Below are 16,986 nucleotides of genomic sequence, written 5' to 3' on the forward strand. Positions count from 1 at the left end.
GTCATACCGGGCGTTACGCTCGCGGTTGGCCCTGATCTGGCACGGGCAACGCTCGCCGTGCGGGATGATCCGGGTGCCGCACTGGCAAAGATGGGGCGGACGACGGTTCACGCGCCACCTGCAATCTTTGCCTTCAGGGCGCGAAGCCCTGCGCGATCAAATTCGGGGTCGAGGCCAAGCGCTTCGTTCTGCGCCGCCTGTTCGGCGTCGGGCTGCTTCTCGCCATCGCCAAACCTGCCGATACAAGCTTCGTTGATTTCGGTCGGCGTGGCGTTCCAAGCGGCTTCCGGGGTCCAGCCGAGAGCGCCGGTCGCCGTGCGATAGAGCATCCGATAGAGATCCTGCCACGCAGTTTCCTTACCAGTCGAGGGCTTCGCCTTTGGATCGGGTGCGATCTGGAACATTTCCACGAGATCGCCGAGCGGCTTATGCACGGCCATGAAGAAAGGGGAGAGCGGCCTTCCCGAGAGAGAGGACAGGAGGGCCGCTGCACTCTGCCGGTCGGAACAGGCCGTCAGAATGATTTCTGAAATCACGATCACGTTGAAATCGCCGAGTGCCCGAAACAATGCGGGGAAGCCGTGACGTGCCTCAAGGGTAGTAGCAGCCCGCAAGGTAGGGCGAAGCGTCACGGTGTTTCCACCGTGCGCAATCGTCACTTCCTCATATGCGGGCCGCTTAAAAGTCATGGCTTAGGCCGCCACCGGGGCGATGGCCGGATGGCCGAGAACAGCCGTCGCGCCGAGCGCGATCGACGTGCCGCCTGCCTTCGTGACCAGGATGCGGACATAGCGCTTGCGCTTCGAACCGATGTAGCCAAGACGATAGGCACTGTTCGCGGCAAGGGTGGCCGGGACGGTGCCGAGCTGGTCAGCCGGTGCCACGTCAGCGAAATCGGCTTCCGTGGTCGTGTCGCTTTCCTGAAGCTTCACGCCGAAGTCACCGGAACCGGCAATCGCGCCCGTGTTGATGACAAAAAGCGCACTGTCGAAGCCGGAGAGGTCAACGGGAGATCCCGCAACCGCTGCGGAGACAACGGCAGGGGCAAGCGCCTGCACGGCCTTGTTATCGTGATAGGTGTCCTTCATGGCCGGTTCTCCTTAGTTGGCGCTGATCTTGAGGAACTTGACGGCATTGAAGTCGCCAGCGCCGCCGCCGACGCGCTTGTAGCTGTCGAAGACAATCCAGCCCTTCCGGGTCGTGGAGTCCTGTTCGACGCGGATGCCCTGCCGGTCTACGATGACGTAGCCCTGCCGGAAGTCGCCGAAAGCGATGGGATGAGCGCCAGAGCCAATGTCCGGCATGCCGTCGTCAATCTCGACACGATAGCCAAGAAGCGGATGGTCAACGCCTTCGATCAGATTGCCAGTCGGCGCCCAAAGATAGCGTCCGGTGGCGTCAACGATCTGGCGAAGGCGGACAGCGGTATTGCCGTTCATGAGGAAAACGGCATTGCCCTTATAGGGGCGACGAAGAGTGGCAACGAGCTTGATCAGCGCATCGGCAAGCTGCTTGTCAGTCGGTGCGGTCGCGCCAACGGGAACATACTGGAACTTGCCCCATTCGCGGCTGAAGTCCTTTTCGGAAGCCGTGGGGTAGGTCAGCAAGCCCTTCGGGGAGTTATCCGCACCGTCGCCGGTCAGGAAGGATTCGCCTTCGGTTTCGGCGAAGTCCTGAACAGCGTTGTTAATCAGCCAGGCCGAAAGATCGACAGCGGCGTCTTCAAGCAAAGTGCGGGTCGTGGTCGGCGCGGCGTAGAGTTCGGCAGTGCCATACGAATGCTTGATCAGGTCCGGGGTTGCCGTGTCCTGCGGACGATCGGAACGTTCGGAAACCCACTTCGCGCCGCGCTTGCCGAGCGAATAAAAACGCTCATACTTGTCGTTCGCGATGCCGATGACTTCGGCAAGACCGCGCATCGGCGACAGGTCCGTAAGCAGGTTGCGGATAGTGAGGTCCGTCGTCGGCAGGACGAAGTAGCCGCCATCAACATTGCTGTCGGACGCGATGGCCTTTACTTCGGCAATCGAGCCGGTGCGCATGAACGATTCCAGCGCCTTCTTCTCGCTGTTGTCGTTTGCGCCGTCCGGGTGGTTGTTGTTCGCGGGGCGAAGGCGGTTCGCCTTGGCTTCGAAGGCGTCCATGCGAGCCTTCAGCGCCTTGATTTCTTCGGGGGATGCAACCGGGTCGGACTTAACTTCCGGTTCATTCTTCAGTTCGTTTTCCATGCTCATTCCTTCGATGATGGATTTAACTTCGGTGGTGCGGGCGTCCGGGTGGACCGGGCGACGGCAAAGCGAGATTTCGGTGACGGTGATGTTCGTAAGAACACGCCCGCCTTCCCGGCGGGCCTTGTGTTCGTGGCGCTGGTAGCCGATCGAAAGGCCGGACATGCTGCCGGCAATAAGGTGACGGCGTGCCTCGCGGGCGGGGCCGACACCTTCGAGAAACAAGCGGCCCTTTACCTCAAGGCCCTTGTCGGTGACGGCGAGCGAGTTCCAGATGCCCACGGCTCCACCGCCCTGTTCATGCTCCATGAGCATCGGGACTTCAGGGGCGAACTTGAATGCGGTCGGCTCAATAAGGTCGCCGTAGCTGTCCGGCTTGCCGAACGGCCACGCGATACCGGTCACGGTGCCAGCGTCGTCAATCGAGACTTCGGCCTTGGTTTCGAGAACTGCCGCGTTGGTCATTCGGCAACCTCACGAAGACCTTCATCTTCGGAATTGTCAGGCTTGCCGTTCCAGCGGGCGTCCAGAATGTCGAGGGCGAGCGGGAAGGTTTCATCGAACGGACGGTTCTTCGCATAAGCATCAACAAGCCGCTGCGCTTCTGCCGGATTGGTGCCGCCGCCGATAAGGGCAAGTCGAATGACATGCTCCATGTCAGAGCCGTGAAACTGCGACACCGTCATGCGGAGAAAGAGCGCACCAATACCGACGCCGGTCTTGTGCTGAAGCTCTTCAATCATGGGGTCGGTGAGAGCGAAGGTCTTTTCACCGTCACCGAAATAGGCGGTATGGGAAATCATGCTGCTTCCTTCGGCGCGGTCGGTGCCGGGCCGGTCGTGGTCGTGGTAATGTGAGGATTGGAAAGACTGTCACCGTCCGGGTGCGGCGGCATGTTGAGCATCCGGCGAACCTCGTTGCCGGTGTAGACGCCCATGCTGCGATACTGGCCGAACGCGGTCGCCTTCTTGGCGAAGTCGGTCGTCAGAAGGTCATCAAGAACCGGCTCGATATAGAACTGGTCGCGCTCTTCCGGCGTGAGCAATACCCTCGAATAAGCCCACGTCCACGCCGTCAGCCAAGGCTTCAGCGTGACGGTGTAGAACTGGCGGGCCATTTCTTCGGTGTTTGACCACGTTCCCCGCGTAAGCTCGAAAAGCATGGTCGGCGGAATGCGGAAAGCGCGGCCAATTTCACGGATTTGCTCAAGGCGGTTTTCAGCAAACTGCGCATCAGCAAGCGTTGTCGCGATTTGCTGATAGGTCATTTCCTCGTCGAGGATGGCCGTGCCGCCCGCGTTCTTTCCGCCGTGGGTGGAAAACCAACTATCGGCAATCTTCTGCTTCGGGTCCGGGTCCAGGCGCTTCTTCGCCAAGATAATGCCAGAAGGGCGACCACCGTTTGCCAGCAATCCGGCCATGTGGCGTTCGAAGGCAATTGCGAGCGCTATAGCTTCGCGGGCCGTCTTAATGGGTGCCTTGCCGCCGAGCGGCTGAATATGAAGAATGTCGGTAAATTCATAGCGGCGCTGGCCGCGATTTTCAGACACGACATAGTAGGGGGTGCCGTCATCTTCGGTGCGGTTCTGCACGGTGCCGGGTTCAAGGCGCTGAAGAGCGATAGGCCGGTCATCGCTTGAGCGAATGACGTGCGCATGACCATTGTCATGAAGCATCGCGTCGACAGAAAGGTTGATGCGGAATTGCGCGGCGCTGGTGAAGGCGTCGGCTTCGTCATGAATAAGCTTGTAAGCTGGATGGTCGCGGGCGGTCTCCCGCGTGTCGCTCTTGTATAACTTGAACGGAGTATCGCCGGTCTTCTCGGAGATAATGCCGATAGCGCAGTTGACAGCGGGAACTTCCATCGCGTTCGTGGGTCCAACGTGAATATTGGACGCGGTGGAACGAATATCGAGAAGAGTTAATGCTAGCTGTTCATTGAGAGCATTTGCTTTCTGCTCGTTTCCGAAGCCGAATGCACTCTTCAATCCTGCAAGCATCAATAATCCGTCCTCAATTAACTTGAGACGGATTCTCTCACATTAGGACTCTCTTGTGAATCCCAGAACAGGATTTTTTTCCTATTTATAGGAATAAAAGCATAACTTCTTACAAATTTGTCAAAGGTATTGATGAGGGGAAATGATGCTGTAAGCTGGAAAAATGAGAGCCCGATGGCTGCTCTCAAGTTGGCCCCGCTCAAGGCAGGGGTCGCCATGCCGAACGGCACTAGGTGCGAGGCAGTGGTTACGGTGTCGCAAGCACCTAGCCACTGTCTCCCATCGATCCGGCCCGCACATCAAGGCAGGATCAAATGCCAATATCAATGATGAATTTTACGCAAAATTACGGTTTGCCCTTTTTTTGGAAATACCTGTGAACAGTGAGGATTGCACATTTAACTCATCCTGAGCGGTGTTAGCGCGCGATTCGCCTTCACGAATACAAATGCTTAAGCGATAATCCGGGGTAGGATATCGCCTTCACAAGTTCAGTGCGCTTCTCAAGCATGCCCTGCGGCAGGACGCCGTAACCGCGCGTCACCTTGTTGCCGCTCACGTGGCCGAAGATGAAATTAAACTCCTCGTCCAGATAACCGGCCCGACGAAGCGCGTCGAAGGATCCATGACGGAAGGAATAGAGCGATAGGCCGCGCCCCTTCTTCAAGCCGATGCGGGTGAGGTAGCGGCCAAATTCCCGGCTGAAATCGGCAATCATCTGTCCGCGCGAATTGCGTTCGGCGAGGGGGAAAAGGCGAGACTGCCCGGCCTCTTTCATGCCGGCATGATAGGCGAGGAAGCCGAGCTTCACGAGTTCACTGTGAACCGGAACGACGCGTCGCGAACCTTCCGTCTTGACGCTCTTAACGTCTTCCTCGTCGTCGTCAGTCGTTTCCGTAATGTCCATAATCCAGTGCCCGCGATCCTGTCGCACGTCAGACAGGGCGAGTTGCGCAATCTCAGCGGGGCGAGCGCCGGAATAGAGCATGATAAGCGGAACCCAAAAGCGATGATCGCGGACAAGGATGTTGCCCGGCTTATGCCAGAAGCGGGGCGCTTCGTCGCTCTGGCATCCGATGAACAGCGGTGACTTGAACAGGGCATCCATCTGGTCGGTCGTAAAGGGGAAGACCTTCTTCTTCTTGTCCTTCGCCAGCGACATGCCTTCGGTCGGATTGTTCTCAAGGTAGCCGTGAGACACGAGCCAATTACAGAACGCGCCGAGGCTGGAGAGATAGCGGTTGACGGTGCGAGGCGTCAGCACGGGCTTTCCCACGGTTTCATTGTGCTTGACGATCTGAGCAAGCTTCATGCCCCGAAACGCCTTCGTCTCCGTCGCCTTCACCGGATACTTCATCAACAGGGCCTTCCACTCCCGGACGGACTTCTTATCGATCCTATGCGGCGGGCAGGTGGTGCCAACGTGCTGAAGGAACGTGCCGATATCGCGCCGGGCCTGACTGATTGTATCGGCGCTTATTCTCTTTGGATTCTCGCGAGCGTAGTTCTCGAAAAGCTCCATAATGGTTTCGCCCGGCGCTGCGGTTTCGCGGGCGGTGCCGGTTGCAGGCTTAACGAGAGGATCTTTAGGGGTGCCGGTGAAGTCGCCCTGGTCGCGCTCAAGAGTGCGCTGCAAGGCCTCGATTTCAGCCCGCGTCATAAGGGCGCAAAGCTCACGATATTCGTCGGAACCTACATCCACGAGCAAACGGTGACGGGCGATAAAATCCTTCACTGCCGGCTCGATAAGCTTGGTATCGCCAGACGTAAGAGCGATCTTACTCGCGGCCAGACGACGGGCGCGAAGGTTCGCATCGTCGGTGCGGGCGCGAAGCATAAGCTCGTATTCGGCATAAGCATTGACCATGCCGAAGAAGTCGTCGGACGTGATTTCGCCCATATCGATCCGGCGATACAGCCGCTGTAGTTCCGCGTCCGTCTGGTCGGGTGTCGGCATGGCGCGCTGCTTGCGGTCGTATCCTTCAAGCGTAGTCTCGTAGTGCTGCCAGACGGCGAGGGCCTTGTCATCGGCAGTCATATCGCGCCGCGAACGCACGTCGTCAAATTCTGTCTGCCATGCCTCAATCACCGGCCATAGGCGCTTCTTCGCCTCGTTCTCGTCCTTCGTGCGAAGAGACTTCTTCCGCACTTCGCTGCCGATATGGGCGACAAGGTCAGTCGGAATATCGACGCGGGCGTAATAGGTGCCGTTGCGTCGTTCGAGGTAGGTCAGACGTGCCATTTATGGGGTATCCGTAACAGTGCTCCGTATCACCATTCCGTAACAGTTCTGAAAAAATACGTCAATAAAAACAAATAACTAAATGAAAATAAGGCGCTGAAGAAAGTTGGATTTTGTTCCAGGCGCCCCAGCCACGCTAATTTTTATGTTTTATTCCTGATCTTTGCGTCCCGCATGAAGCGGCGCCGGTCGTCTCCTATGTCACTATAAAGATAACTATAGGATCGTATTGATATCTTTACAAAGATATAGATGCGTTGTCGGCCTCAATAAGGACCGCAAGGCGTGGCGAACGAGCTTCAGCTGGCATGCGATCCGACTCCAATCATCCGAAGGTTTCGTGTCGCCGCTTCAACGGCCCAAGCTGCCCATAAAACAGCAGGTGGAAGCCAGATCCAACCACTCGCTGCATCGCCCACGACTTCAGCTCTACCACTCACCGCACAAGCTGCTGTCAGGAGACATATGTATGCCGCTCGCTTCTCGTGATCTCGCTCAGCGTCCATGCGCTGCAAGAGATCCGGTGCATCCCAGCCTATAACTGCCAAAAGCTCTCTAAATCCACCCACCTCAACCACTTGCTCATACATCCAGTCGAATTTCTTGCCGCGCAGGATCCGGCTCGCGGTGAAAGTCTGATCAGGCAAAAGAACGCCCAAGAATGCGTTAGGAAAAGCTTCCACGATCGCGACATCGCCCAGGATGGCGTTAGCGAACGGGGATGGCGAGCTGAGATGTCTGACCTGGGCCGCGGTTTCAAGCGCAGCGCGCTTCAATTGAAGCCCAGTGCCAAAGTGGCTGGACCCCGGCTTGCAGCGCTTTTGAAACGCACCACGGGCCAGCACCTGTTCGCACGTTCTAACAAGTCGATCCGGCGATCCCGTTGGCACCAGAGGCCCATCGATCGCGATAACAGAGAAGACCGTTACTGATGGCAGTTGCTGGCGCCGGCGTCCCCAATCAGTGTGTGTTTTGACCGCCCCGAACGTGCCATTCGTGCTCCACGCAATGCCGGTCGTCGGTCGGGACTTAGAGAAGCCGACATCAATGCCGAGAAGGTTGATGTCATTGAGCTTCATGAATCATCCTGCCGCGCTCTCGTTCAATCCTCTGATCACCTCGACGAGCTTTTTTGTCTTCTCGAAGTCGAAGACCTGCTGCGGACCCTCTGGCGCGACGTCGATGAAGGGGCTCTCGTAGAGCAGGCCTGGATCCATTGCGCCTTTCTCGGTCAGGTGCTCGATCACCATGTCGATGAACTCAATCTGGTCGGCTGTGACACCACTGCCCGCGACAAAGCCGGAGAAGGCCTCGGCGACGGCCGCGCGGTCGAGCCCAACCAGTGAGCGGACGAAGGCACCGAAACCGTGGGCAATTTCGGTTGCCTTCTCCAGGTGTTTGGCGTCGCCGATGCCGGCGGAAAGCAGCATGGCCTGCAGTTCCTCTATATCGGTCGGCGTCAGCGGCCTGCCGTGACGCAGCTTGGCGATGGCAATATGGTCCTCGTGCTCGCGCAGGAAGTGCCGGGCTTTCCGCTTGAAACGAGCAAAATCCACTTCCCCGACCTCCGGCAGATCGATCTCGGCGCCCAGGCCCAACTCGTCCTCGAAATCGGTGTAGACGATCTTGCGCTTGCCCTTCTCGATATGCTGCACGAGGCCGCGAAGTCTTAGCCGCACCACGTCGAGCAGCGGCACGGTAATGCCCTCCCACCATGGATCGGAGAGGATGTCGAGGATCAGCGGATGTTGGGCAGCGATGATCGGGATCGCGGTCTGTTCTTCCAGCGCCGAGGCAATTTCGATCAGCTGCTTCTTCAGCCGGTCGAAGCTCTTCGAACCCTTGAGCAGTGCCAGCTCCAGGCCAAAGATCAGAAGATCGAAGCGTTTCGCTTCCTCCGCCTCGCCCTTCACCTCGCTCGGCAGCGGGGCGACCTCGTCGAATAGCTCGTCTCGCACCGCGTCTGTCAGCTCGTTCCAGGCCTCTCTGGCTTTATATTTCTCCACCGCCCGCCGCTTGGCTCGTACGATGAAATTGTCGAAGTTCATGCCGGCGACGTAGGTCTGCAGCGCATCCAGCGCTTCGTCGCGGATTGTCTGCTCATTGAGCGGCTTGCCGCTGCCGGCGTCATAGCCTTCCTGGCGGGCCTCTGCCATGCCGGAAGCGTCTAGCCTGTGCTTCTCGTCCAAAGCACGCACAAGGTCAAAGCGGGCGGCGAACAGGCGTTCGTTCAGGCTTTTCGCATTGCGGCCATCGTCCGGCTGCGGGTTCTGGCGGAAGAACTCGAGGTTTTGACAATAGTCGAAGACGCGGAAGAATTCCTTGTCCTCGCCGGGGCCGAAGAGATCAGGGCAGAGCCGCGTGCCGCGCCCGATGATCTGCCAGAACTTCGTCTTCGAGCGAATGAGCTTGAACAGCACGAGGTTGACAACCTCCGGCACGTCGATGCCGGTGTCGAGCATGTCGACCGAGATGGCGATATGCGGATTGCCGTCCTTCTTGGAAAAATCGTCGATCAGGCTTTGCGCATAGTCGGTCTTGAAGGTGATGACGCGTGCGAAGTGCCCTGCCTGAAGATGCGGGTAGGCTCGATTAAAACGCTCTTCGATGAATTCGGCATGTTGCTGGTTCTTGGCAAAGACGATCGTCTTGCCGAGCCGGTCGCCGCCCGCAACCTTCAACCCTTCCGTCATCACATGGGCCAGCACCTTGTCGACGGTGTCGGCGTTGAACAGCCATTTATTGACGGCCTCGGCATTGACGCTGTCGGGCGGGTCGCCATCCTCCTCGTCCCATTCCAGCATATCCCACTGCTCTTTCTCCGCGTCGGAGAGATCGTCGTAGCGAATGCCCTCGCGCTGGAATCTCAACGGCACGGAGACGGAATGCGGCGGCACGAGATATTCGTCCTCTACCGCCTTGTCGAGCGAGTAGGCGTCGGTCGGTACGCCATCCTCGAGATCGAACAGGCCATAGGTATTGCGGTCGATCTCGTCCTTCGGCGTGGCGGTGAGCCCGATGAGCAGGCTGTCGAAATAGTCGAAGATCGCGCCATAGCGCTGATAGACCGAGCGGTGCGCCTCGTCAATGATGACGAGATCGAAATGGCCGGGGCCGAAACGGGCTTGTCCCGCCTGTCGCTCGTCGATCAGGTTCATCATCGTCGGATAGGTGGAGAGGAAGACGCGGCCCTCCGCGTTTTTCTCGGTAACCAGGTTGACCGGCGAGGTCTCGGGCAGCTGCCGCTTGAACTCGCGCACGGCCTGGTTCACCAGCGCCACGCGGTCGGCGAGAAAGAGCACGCGCTTCACCCAGCCGGCGCGCATAAGGAGGTCGACCAGCGCGATCACCGTGCGCGTCTTGCCGGAGCCTGTTGCCATGACCAGCAGGCTTTTGCGCTGTTTGTTCGTCTCGAAGGTTTCGGCGACACGGGAGATGGCGCGGGTCTGGTAGTAGCGGCCGGCAATCTTCTTATTGATGGCCAGTCCTGAGATCGGCTTGCGGCTCACCCGCCGCTGGATCATCAGGGCCAGCTCGTCCTTCTTATAGAAGCCGGAAATGGCGCGCTGCGGATAGGCGTTATCGTCCCAGATCCAGCGCTCGTAGCCGTTCGAGGTGAAGATGATCGGCCGCTGGCCGAACTGCTTTTCCAGGCAATCCGCATAGAGCTTGGCCTGCTGCTGGCCGGCGCGGGGATCGCGCTTGGTACGCTTGGCCTCGATTAGCCCCAGCGGCTTGCCGTCGTCACCCCAGAGCACGTAGTCGACGAAGCCCTTGCCCTCGTTGTTCGGCATGCCTTCGACCGGAAACTCACGGTCACGCGGCTGGTCCAGCTTCCAGCCGGCCTCTCTCAGCAGCAGGTCGATAAAGAGGTCGCGAGTCTGGGCCTCCGAATAGTCATGATTGTCCGGCCGAGCCTCGTTCTGATGGCGGGCAGCGGCCACTTCGACGCGCAGCCGCTTCAGTTCGGCGTCGAGATCGGCCTTGTCGCGCAGCATGGTTTCGAAGATTTTGTCCTTCGCCTCCATCTCGCTCTTCATGCGGGTGAGCTCCGCGAAGGCGCGCTTCACTATATCCGTCTTGCGGCTCAGATGGACGGGATCGAAGGCAAGGCCATCGGCGGGGCGGTCCTTGCGTGCATAGGTGCGGGCCAGCCAGAAGCAGAGATGGAACAGCTCGCGCACGGCATTCGCCGCCTCGGCGGGCTTCGTTTCGCGGCTCTCGTGAACGGCCTGGTTGCCGATCTTGATGATGACGCGGGCCTTGGCGAACACCGCCTGGCCGGCGAGCTTTTGGAAGCTTGGTTCGTGGATCAGCGCCGAGATATTGCTTTGATAGGGAAATTTCAGGCCCGGATCGTGTTTGTAGGCCCATTGCACGGTCAGCTCGACCGTGCGACGGGCATAAAAAGCCGCCGCCCGTGGATCGCCCTCCGCCAAAGCCTCCGCCCGCTTCGCGCTGTCGAAGATCTCGGGAAATTCGGCGGCGAGGAAGGCGAAGTTGGACATATTGTCAGCCCCTCAACTTCGGGAAATGCTCGGCGAAAGCTGCGCGGATCGGCTTCCAGAGTTCTGGATCGACATCGTGTGGCCATGGCACAGTGTTGAGGACCGTATAATCCGCCGCCGCGAGATCATTGGCCAATTGCTTTTCCATGGCCCCGACTATGTTTCGCAGCGGGATATGTTTTTCCATCAGCTCCTTGCGCAGCAGACGATCCTCACGGCTGAAGTTCGCCGGCTTTTCAATTTCTGGATAGATCGGCCCATGGCATACCAGCTCGAAGTGTCGGCATTGCTCAGGGAAAATATCCCTCTTCGCGAGATGCTTCCGCAGGGCATTCTGAGTATCAAGCGACCCGAGATGTTGGCCCATGCGGATATAGGCCGGTGACGCATTGGGGCTCGAATTGTCGCCTGTTCGGCCCACATAGAGAAGTTCTTCTCCCGCCGGACCCACTACCCTCCACGCGTAGAGCCAAAAGCCTCGCCGGAGCATTTCGGCAGGAAGGGTCAGCTTGTGGGTGCCTACGGTCATGGGACCTCAGAGTTGGCCAGCGAAAGCGCGATGTTGGAGAGAGGAGAAGAGCGATTCGCTGCTATTCAACTGCGCTTCTTTAAGTTGTAGTACTTTGAGCTTTTGTTCAACCTGCCGCGCAAAGTCATTCTGTTCAGATATCGCAGGGAGCATCACGGGAAATTTTTTGAGGTCGCCGAGATTTATTCCGCGAACGGCAACCCCCTTGGTTCTTTGCGACATCCAATGTTGAGCTTCACTGGTTGATAGGAGAGCGGAAACGTAAAGTGGGTTCGCCCCAGCTATTGCTAGTCGCGCCGTATCCTGGGTGATATTGGCGCCGCCGCATTTTGGAGGAGTAACTGCTAACCTGCCCACATGGCCGCGAATTGAGACTAACAGGTCTCCGGCCCGCAGTGACGATCGCCGGTATTCTTTCGCGATCTCACTGGTTGTCCGCCGCAACTGATCAACAAGCACTAGGCCATCTCGCATATCTACGACGCGGACGTAAGGCACGCCATCGGGAACGTCAGGTCCTGGCATCAGGATGCCGTAGGTAATCTTGCGATCGGGATCGACAATTTCTTGGAGTTCTTTGACTGCGAACCCCCTCGGATTGCTGACCGGCTCCCCAAACATCTCCAGAAAGATCGACTGGGTGAGACTGCCGAGCAGCGCGATGGCCTGGCGGCGCTTCTGGCGAAGCTGATCGGCTTTATCTAGGATCGCCGCAATCTGCTTCTGCTTGTCGAAGGGCGGGAGGGGGATTTTAAACTGTTTGAGTGAACTGGCTGCGAGATTTGGTTGCGCAGCGCCGTTTGCATATGACGCGATTTCTTTGCTGCATAGGTCGCTGGCTAGATAATGCTTTAGGTAGCCGGGGTGCAATCCAGTTCTCGGTCGAATGATAATGAGCGATGAAGCGATCGCACCTTCGATTGCTCGATCTACAAAAGCGAATTTGCCAAGGCTTCCGCGAAGGCAAAATAAGAAATCGCCCTCAGAGAATTTGCCGTTACTCAGCCTCTGATAGTGAGAAAGTGAGATGTAGCTTAGTCCGTTGACTCGCAGCATTCCTTCTTCAAGGTCGCCGGCGTTGACAAATGGCATGCCTTCATCAAGCAATGCGGATTTTCCGGGATAGTTCTTGCCACGATCACCATTTTCGAAACTGCAAACCTCGGAAAGACATAATTCCTGCCAGCTCACAGCATTGCCTCCAGCTCTTTCAGCCCGCAGGCAATCTCGTCCTGCAGCTTGAGCAGTTCGGTCATGATCTCCTTCGGCGGCCGATGCTCGGGGGCTTCGTGCACCACTTCCTTGTATCTGTTGAGCGACAGGTCGTAATCTGCACCGGCGATCTCTTGCGCGCTCACCGTAAAGCTCTGGCCGGTGCGCGAATTGTCGCGTTCGCTGCCGTTACGCTCCGCCCAGCGAGAAACGACATCCGGCAGGTTGTTCTTCGCGTGATCGTCCGCGCCAAGCGCTTCTTTCGGCACCGGGCCGAATTTCTCCTCCGCCACCAGCATCTGGCGCTTGTCGTCCAGACTCATGCCGTCGGCCTGCACATCGTAGAACCAGACGTGATCCGTGCCGCCGGAATTGGTCTTGGTGAAAAAGAGGATCGCCGTGGAGACGCCGGCATAGGGCTTGAACACGCCGGACGGAAGCTTGACGATGGCGTCGAGCTTGTGGTCGTCCACCAGCATCTTGCGGATCGCCTTATGCGCCGTCGACGAGCCGAACAGCACACCATCAGGCACGATCACCGCCGCCCGTCCGCCGGGCTTCAGGAGCTTCAGGAACAGCGCCATGAACAAAAGCTCGGTCTTCTTCGTCTTGACGATGGCGAGCAGGTCGTTGGCCGTCGTCTCGTAATCCAGCGATCCGGCGAAGGGCGGATTGGCGAGGACCAGCGAATACTTGTCGGCATCGTCGCCATGGCTGGAGGAGAGCGAATCCCGGTAGCGGATATCGGCGCCTTCAACGCCGTGCAGCTGCATGTTCATCGAGCCGATGCGCAACATGGTTTGATCGAAATCGTAGCCGTGGAACATCGTGTTGTGGAAATGTTTGTTCAGCGAGGTATCCATGAACAGTTTGCTGTGATGCTCACGCAGATGCTCGCCTGCCGCGACCAGGAACCCGCAGGTGCCAGATGCCGGATCGCAGATCACGTCCTGGGGCGTCGGCTTCATCAGCTCCACCATTAGCTTGATGATGTGGCGCGGCGTGCGAAACTGGCCATTCTGGCCGGCCGAGGCGATCTTGCCGAGCATATATTCGTAGAGATCGCCCTTGGTGTCGCGGTCTTCCAGCGGGATTTCCGCCAGCATGTCGACCACCTTGGCCAGCAGACCGGGTGTCGGAATGGTGAAACGCGCGCCCCTCATATGCTCAGAATGCGCGGTGCCGGCCTCAGCCATCTCGCGCAGGAGGGGGAAGACGAATTCCGACACCAGCAGGAACATGCGCGCCGGGTCTTCGTTCTTCAGCCGCGACCAGCGCAGCTCCTGATAACTCACATCCTTGCCGTCACGATCCTGCCTGTAAACGCCCTCGGGAAAGATCACCCGCTCGATCGGCCGGCCGAGCATGTTGGCCCTGTTTTCCTCACGCGTCTGGATGTCGTCCAAGCCGCGCATGAAGAGCAGGTAAGTGATCTGCTCGATCACCTCGAGCGGATTGGCGATCCCGCCTGCCCAGAAGGCATTCCAGACCTGGTCAATCTTCGAGCGAATTTCACCTGTGAGCATGCGTGGTCCTTATCATCTTCCGAATCGGATTTGACACTACGGCATCACGCCGTGCTACTGAAGGCGCATCGGGAAGTTGAATGATCGCGAGATGAAAGCATGCCCGTCAAAAAGGTAGTGGCCGGTAGGCCTGCGAGTGTGGCCTAATGTTTCGTGTTGATAGAACCGAAAATAGAATCGCGCGCCTGGCGCAAAGACGTTTCGGTGAGCTTGCATTGCGCGAGCGGGATCATCTGCAGGAATGGCTTGTGCACCAGCCAGATGCACTGGGCGAAGAGCTGCTCATCATCCAGAAAGAGTTTGACGGGTTCGACGAGACGCGTGAGCGGCTGGACCTTCTTGCGCTCGACAAGGCGGGCAACCTCGTCGTCATCGAGAACAAGCTTGATGACTCAGGCCGCGACGTGACTTGGCAGGCACTGAAATACACCGCCTATGTGTCGGGGCTCAACAAGCTGCAGATTATCGAGATCTACCAGCAGTATCTCGACCGTTATTGCGGGGGTGGCTCGGCGGTCGAACGCATCTGCGAATTCATGGAGGTGGAAGAGCTTCAAGAGACGGTGCTGAATCCCGGTAACGGCCAGCGCATGATGTTCATAGCTGCCAATTTCCGCCGCGAGGTGACCGCGACAGTCTTGTGGTTGCTTAGTCGAGGCATCCGTGCGCAGTGCTTTCGCGTCGTGCCCTACAGCTTCGGCGATGAGCTGTTCATTGACCTGCAGCAGATCATTCCAACTCCGGAGGCTGCAGATTACATGATCGGCATCTCTTCAAAGGAGGTAGAAGAAACAAACGTAAAGGGCGTACAAACGCGTCGACATCAACTGCGGCTTCAGTTCTGGGCTCGCGCGTTGGAGAGATTGCGCGCGGATGGCATCACCCTCTTTGCCAATGTTAATCCTAGTCGTGATCATTGGGTCAATGCTGGCTCTGGCGTCAGAGGTTGTCCTTTTACGATGATTTTTGCCCGCGACGAAGTTCGCGTCGAAGTGAATCTCGCGCGTGTTGACCGTGATGAAAACAAGTGGCTGTTCGATCAGCTCGAAGCGGATAGGTCAGCAATCGAGGCTAGATTCGGGGGAGAGATGAGTTGGCTTCGGCTCGACGAGAGGAAACAAAGCCGCATATCATATTCCCGTCCATTCGACGGCTATGAGGTCGACAACTGGCCGGAAATGCTCAGTTGGTTGTCGGAGCACATACGTAAGTTGGAAGGGGCTTTCCGACAGCCACTAGTGCAATATGCACGTTCTATTCCCAGTGTTGATGAAACAGCAGAAGAGCTGGCACGAGTGAGCGAATCCGTTGATCCATCGACGTAGACGCGGCATCAAGGCCACAGCCAAGTGACGATGAGTACGCCCGAGCCGACCTGACGGCGGAAAGGCGGCAGCGTGGGCCGAGTGCAATGCACTCGAAATGCGGAATGCCCGTTCAATCGACCTTGGGTTCTTATCTGCCATCTGCGAACAGCCGGACGCCCGTCAACTCCGCAAGCTTCTCCACCATCGCATCCTGAAACCCAGCATCATTAACCTCCGCCGCCGCCTCCCGCCGCTGCCGATGATACCAATAACCCCCGCTGACCTTCGCGGCTCCCGCATCGCTTGCCGCAAGCCATGTCTGCGTAAGATGCCCCATCTCCAGGTCATCGGGCGCGCCGGCGCCGCCCATCTTGGTCGGTACCCAGCCGGGATCCACTGCATTGCTGAGAACATCCGGCCAATGGCGGGCGACGGCGGCTGCGAGTGTGGCGATGTAGAGCTTGCTTTCCGAGTAGGCCTGGCTGGCGCTCCACGGCCGCTTCTTCCAGTCGATATCGTCAAGGGCGCTGCTGCCGCTGCGGTGCATGCCGCTCGTGAGATAGACCAGGCGATCGGGGCGGGTGATCCATGCGGTGAGCAGATAGGGGGCAAGCACATTCACCGCCAGCGTCTTTGCGTGTCCATCAGGCGTTTCGCTCCGGCTCCGCTCGAGGTAGATGCCGGCATTGTGGATGACGGCGTCCATGCGGCCGATGCCGTTGACCTGCTCGGCAATCGATCGCGTTTCCGTGGCGCTGGCGAGATCGCCGATGACGAGGCCGAGGGCGGTGGGCGAAATCTCGGCGAGGGCGGAGGCGCGCTCCCGGGAGCGGGCATGCAGCACGACCTCATGGCCCTCCTTCATCAGGGTGCGGGCGGCGGCAAGGCCGAGGCCATCGGTGGAACCGGTGATGAAAATGCGGCTCATGGGGTTTCCCTTCGCGGTGGTGGCGTCAGTCAAGCAGCTTTCGTTGGGTTGCTCAATGCGGGAGTTGGGGTGTGGGTTCCCGCGCTCCTCCCAGGGTGAGGATCCATGGGAATTTACCGATCGGGATATTTCGGGATGTGGAGCGGGGTTGAGGCTATGAATTTTCCCGCTCGGTAATATGGCTGGCGGCGCTCCGCAGGTCTGTCCTCTCAGCGTGAGGATTTACGGCTGTCTCGTTTGTGCGGATGCCTGCCCCTCACCCTAACCCTCTCCCCGTAAAGACGGGGCGAGGGGACGTGCCAAACGGAGGGTAGAGATGGAGGAAGCCGGCGCGGCATGTCCCTTCGCCCCGTTTACGGGGGTCCGAAGGACGGGTCGAGACGTGTGGCTCGACCCTGGCAGTGGCGGCAGCCGGATGAGGGGTTGGTCTCGCCCCGTCTTTACGGGGAGAGGGTTAGGGTGAGGGGCAGGCATCCGCACAAACGAGACAGCCGTAAATCCTCACGC

The 16,986-nt window shown here is 58.5% G+C and carries 13 protein-coding genes; 1 reads left to right on the forward strand and 12 read right to left on the reverse strand.

Annotated elements, in window-relative coordinates:
* Positions 1 to 107: 107 nt before the first annotated feature.
* From HFO71_RS10315 to HFO71_RS10365, 11 genes are all read right to left on the reverse strand, one after another.
* Positions 108 to 632, reverse strand: a complete 525-nt coding sequence (locus HFO71_RS10315) for a hypothetical protein (protein ID WP_338150480.1) — start codon at positions 630 to 632, stop codon at positions 108 to 110.
* Between the two features lie 60 nt (positions 633 to 692).
* Complete coding sequence (locus HFO71_RS10320) at positions 693 to 1,088, reverse strand: hypothetical protein (RefSeq protein ID WP_221987996.1); 396 nt, start codon at positions 1,086 to 1,088, stop codon at positions 693 to 695.
* Between the two features lie 12 nt (positions 1,089 to 1,100).
* Positions 1,101 to 2,693: a phage major capsid protein gene (locus HFO71_RS10325; RefSeq protein ID WP_221987998.1), complete on the reverse strand. Its 1,593-nt coding sequence runs from the start codon at positions 2,691 to 2,693 to the stop codon at positions 1,101 to 1,103.
* A complete protein-coding gene (locus tag HFO71_RS10330) occupies positions 2,690 to 3,031 on the reverse strand; it encodes a gene transfer agent family protein (protein ID WP_221988000.1) in 342 nt (113 codons plus the stop codon). The genes HFO71_RS10325 and HFO71_RS10330 overlap by 4 nt, the downstream gene beginning before the upstream one ends.
* On the reverse strand, positions 3,028 to 4,227 hold the full coding sequence (locus HFO71_RS10335) for a phage portal protein (RefSeq protein ID WP_221988002.1): 1,200 nt from the start codon (positions 4,225 to 4,227) through the stop codon (positions 3,028 to 3,030). Before HFO71_RS10335 ends, HFO71_RS10330 begins: the two co-directional genes overlap by 4 nt.
* A gap of 436 nt (positions 4,228 to 4,663) precedes the next feature.
* On the reverse strand, positions 4,664 to 6,469 hold the full coding sequence (locus HFO71_RS10340) for a DUF6538 domain-containing protein (protein WP_221988005.1): 1,806 nt from the start codon (positions 6,467 to 6,469) through the stop codon (positions 4,664 to 4,666).
* Positions 6,470 to 6,768: 299 nt separating this feature from the next.
* On the reverse strand, positions 6,769 to 7,548 hold the full coding sequence (locus HFO71_RS10345) for a DUF429 domain-containing protein (RefSeq protein WP_221988006.1): 780 nt from the start codon (positions 7,546 to 7,548) through the stop codon (positions 6,769 to 6,771).
* A 3-nt stretch (positions 7,549 to 7,551) separates the two neighbouring features.
* Positions 7,552 to 10,977, reverse strand: coding sequence for a DEAD/DEAH box helicase family protein (locus HFO71_RS10350; RefSeq protein WP_221988008.1), 3,426 nt, complete (start codon positions 10,975 to 10,977; stop codon positions 7,552 to 7,554).
* Positions 10,978 to 10,981: 4 nt separating this feature from the next.
* Positions 10,982 to 11,506, reverse strand: coding sequence for a hypothetical protein (locus HFO71_RS10355; protein ID WP_170282274.1), 525 nt, complete (start codon positions 11,504 to 11,506; stop codon positions 10,982 to 10,984).
* A gap of 6 nt (positions 11,507 to 11,512) precedes the next feature.
* Positions 11,513 to 12,697 (reverse strand): restriction endonuclease subunit S, encoded by a 1,185-nt coding sequence (locus tag HFO71_RS10360; protein ID WP_221988010.1) that lies wholly within the window; start codon positions 12,695 to 12,697, stop codon positions 11,513 to 11,515.
* A complete protein-coding gene (locus HFO71_RS10365) occupies positions 12,694 to 14,244 on the reverse strand; it encodes a type I restriction-modification system subunit M (RefSeq protein ID WP_221988012.1) in 1,551 nt (516 codons plus the stop codon). The genes HFO71_RS10360 and HFO71_RS10365 overlap by 4 nt, the downstream gene beginning before the upstream one ends.
* Before the next feature lie 146 nt (positions 14,245 to 14,390).
* On the opposite strand from HFO71_RS10365, the gene HFO71_RS10370 reads away from it, so the two are divergent.
* Positions 14,391 to 15,569 (forward strand): DUF4268 domain-containing protein, encoded by a 1,179-nt coding sequence (locus tag HFO71_RS10370; RefSeq protein WP_221988015.1) that lies wholly within the window; start codon positions 14,391 to 14,393, stop codon positions 15,567 to 15,569.
* Between the two features lie 130 nt (positions 15,570 to 15,699).
* On the opposite strand, the gene HFO71_RS10375 is transcribed toward HFO71_RS10370, so the two are convergent.
* Positions 15,700 to 16,479 carry an SDR family NAD(P)-dependent oxidoreductase gene (locus HFO71_RS10375; protein ID WP_221988016.1) on the reverse strand — a complete coding sequence of 260 codons (780 nt, stop codon included), beginning with the start codon at positions 16,477 to 16,479 and terminating at the stop codon, positions 15,700 to 15,702.
* Positions 16,480 to 16,986: the final 507 nt, after the last annotated feature.

Origin of the sequence: Rhizobium laguerreae, from assembly GCF_019778565.1 — a bacterium.
Lineage (GTDB): Bacteria > Pseudomonadota > Alphaproteobacteria > Rhizobiales > Rhizobiaceae > Rhizobium > Rhizobium laguerreae.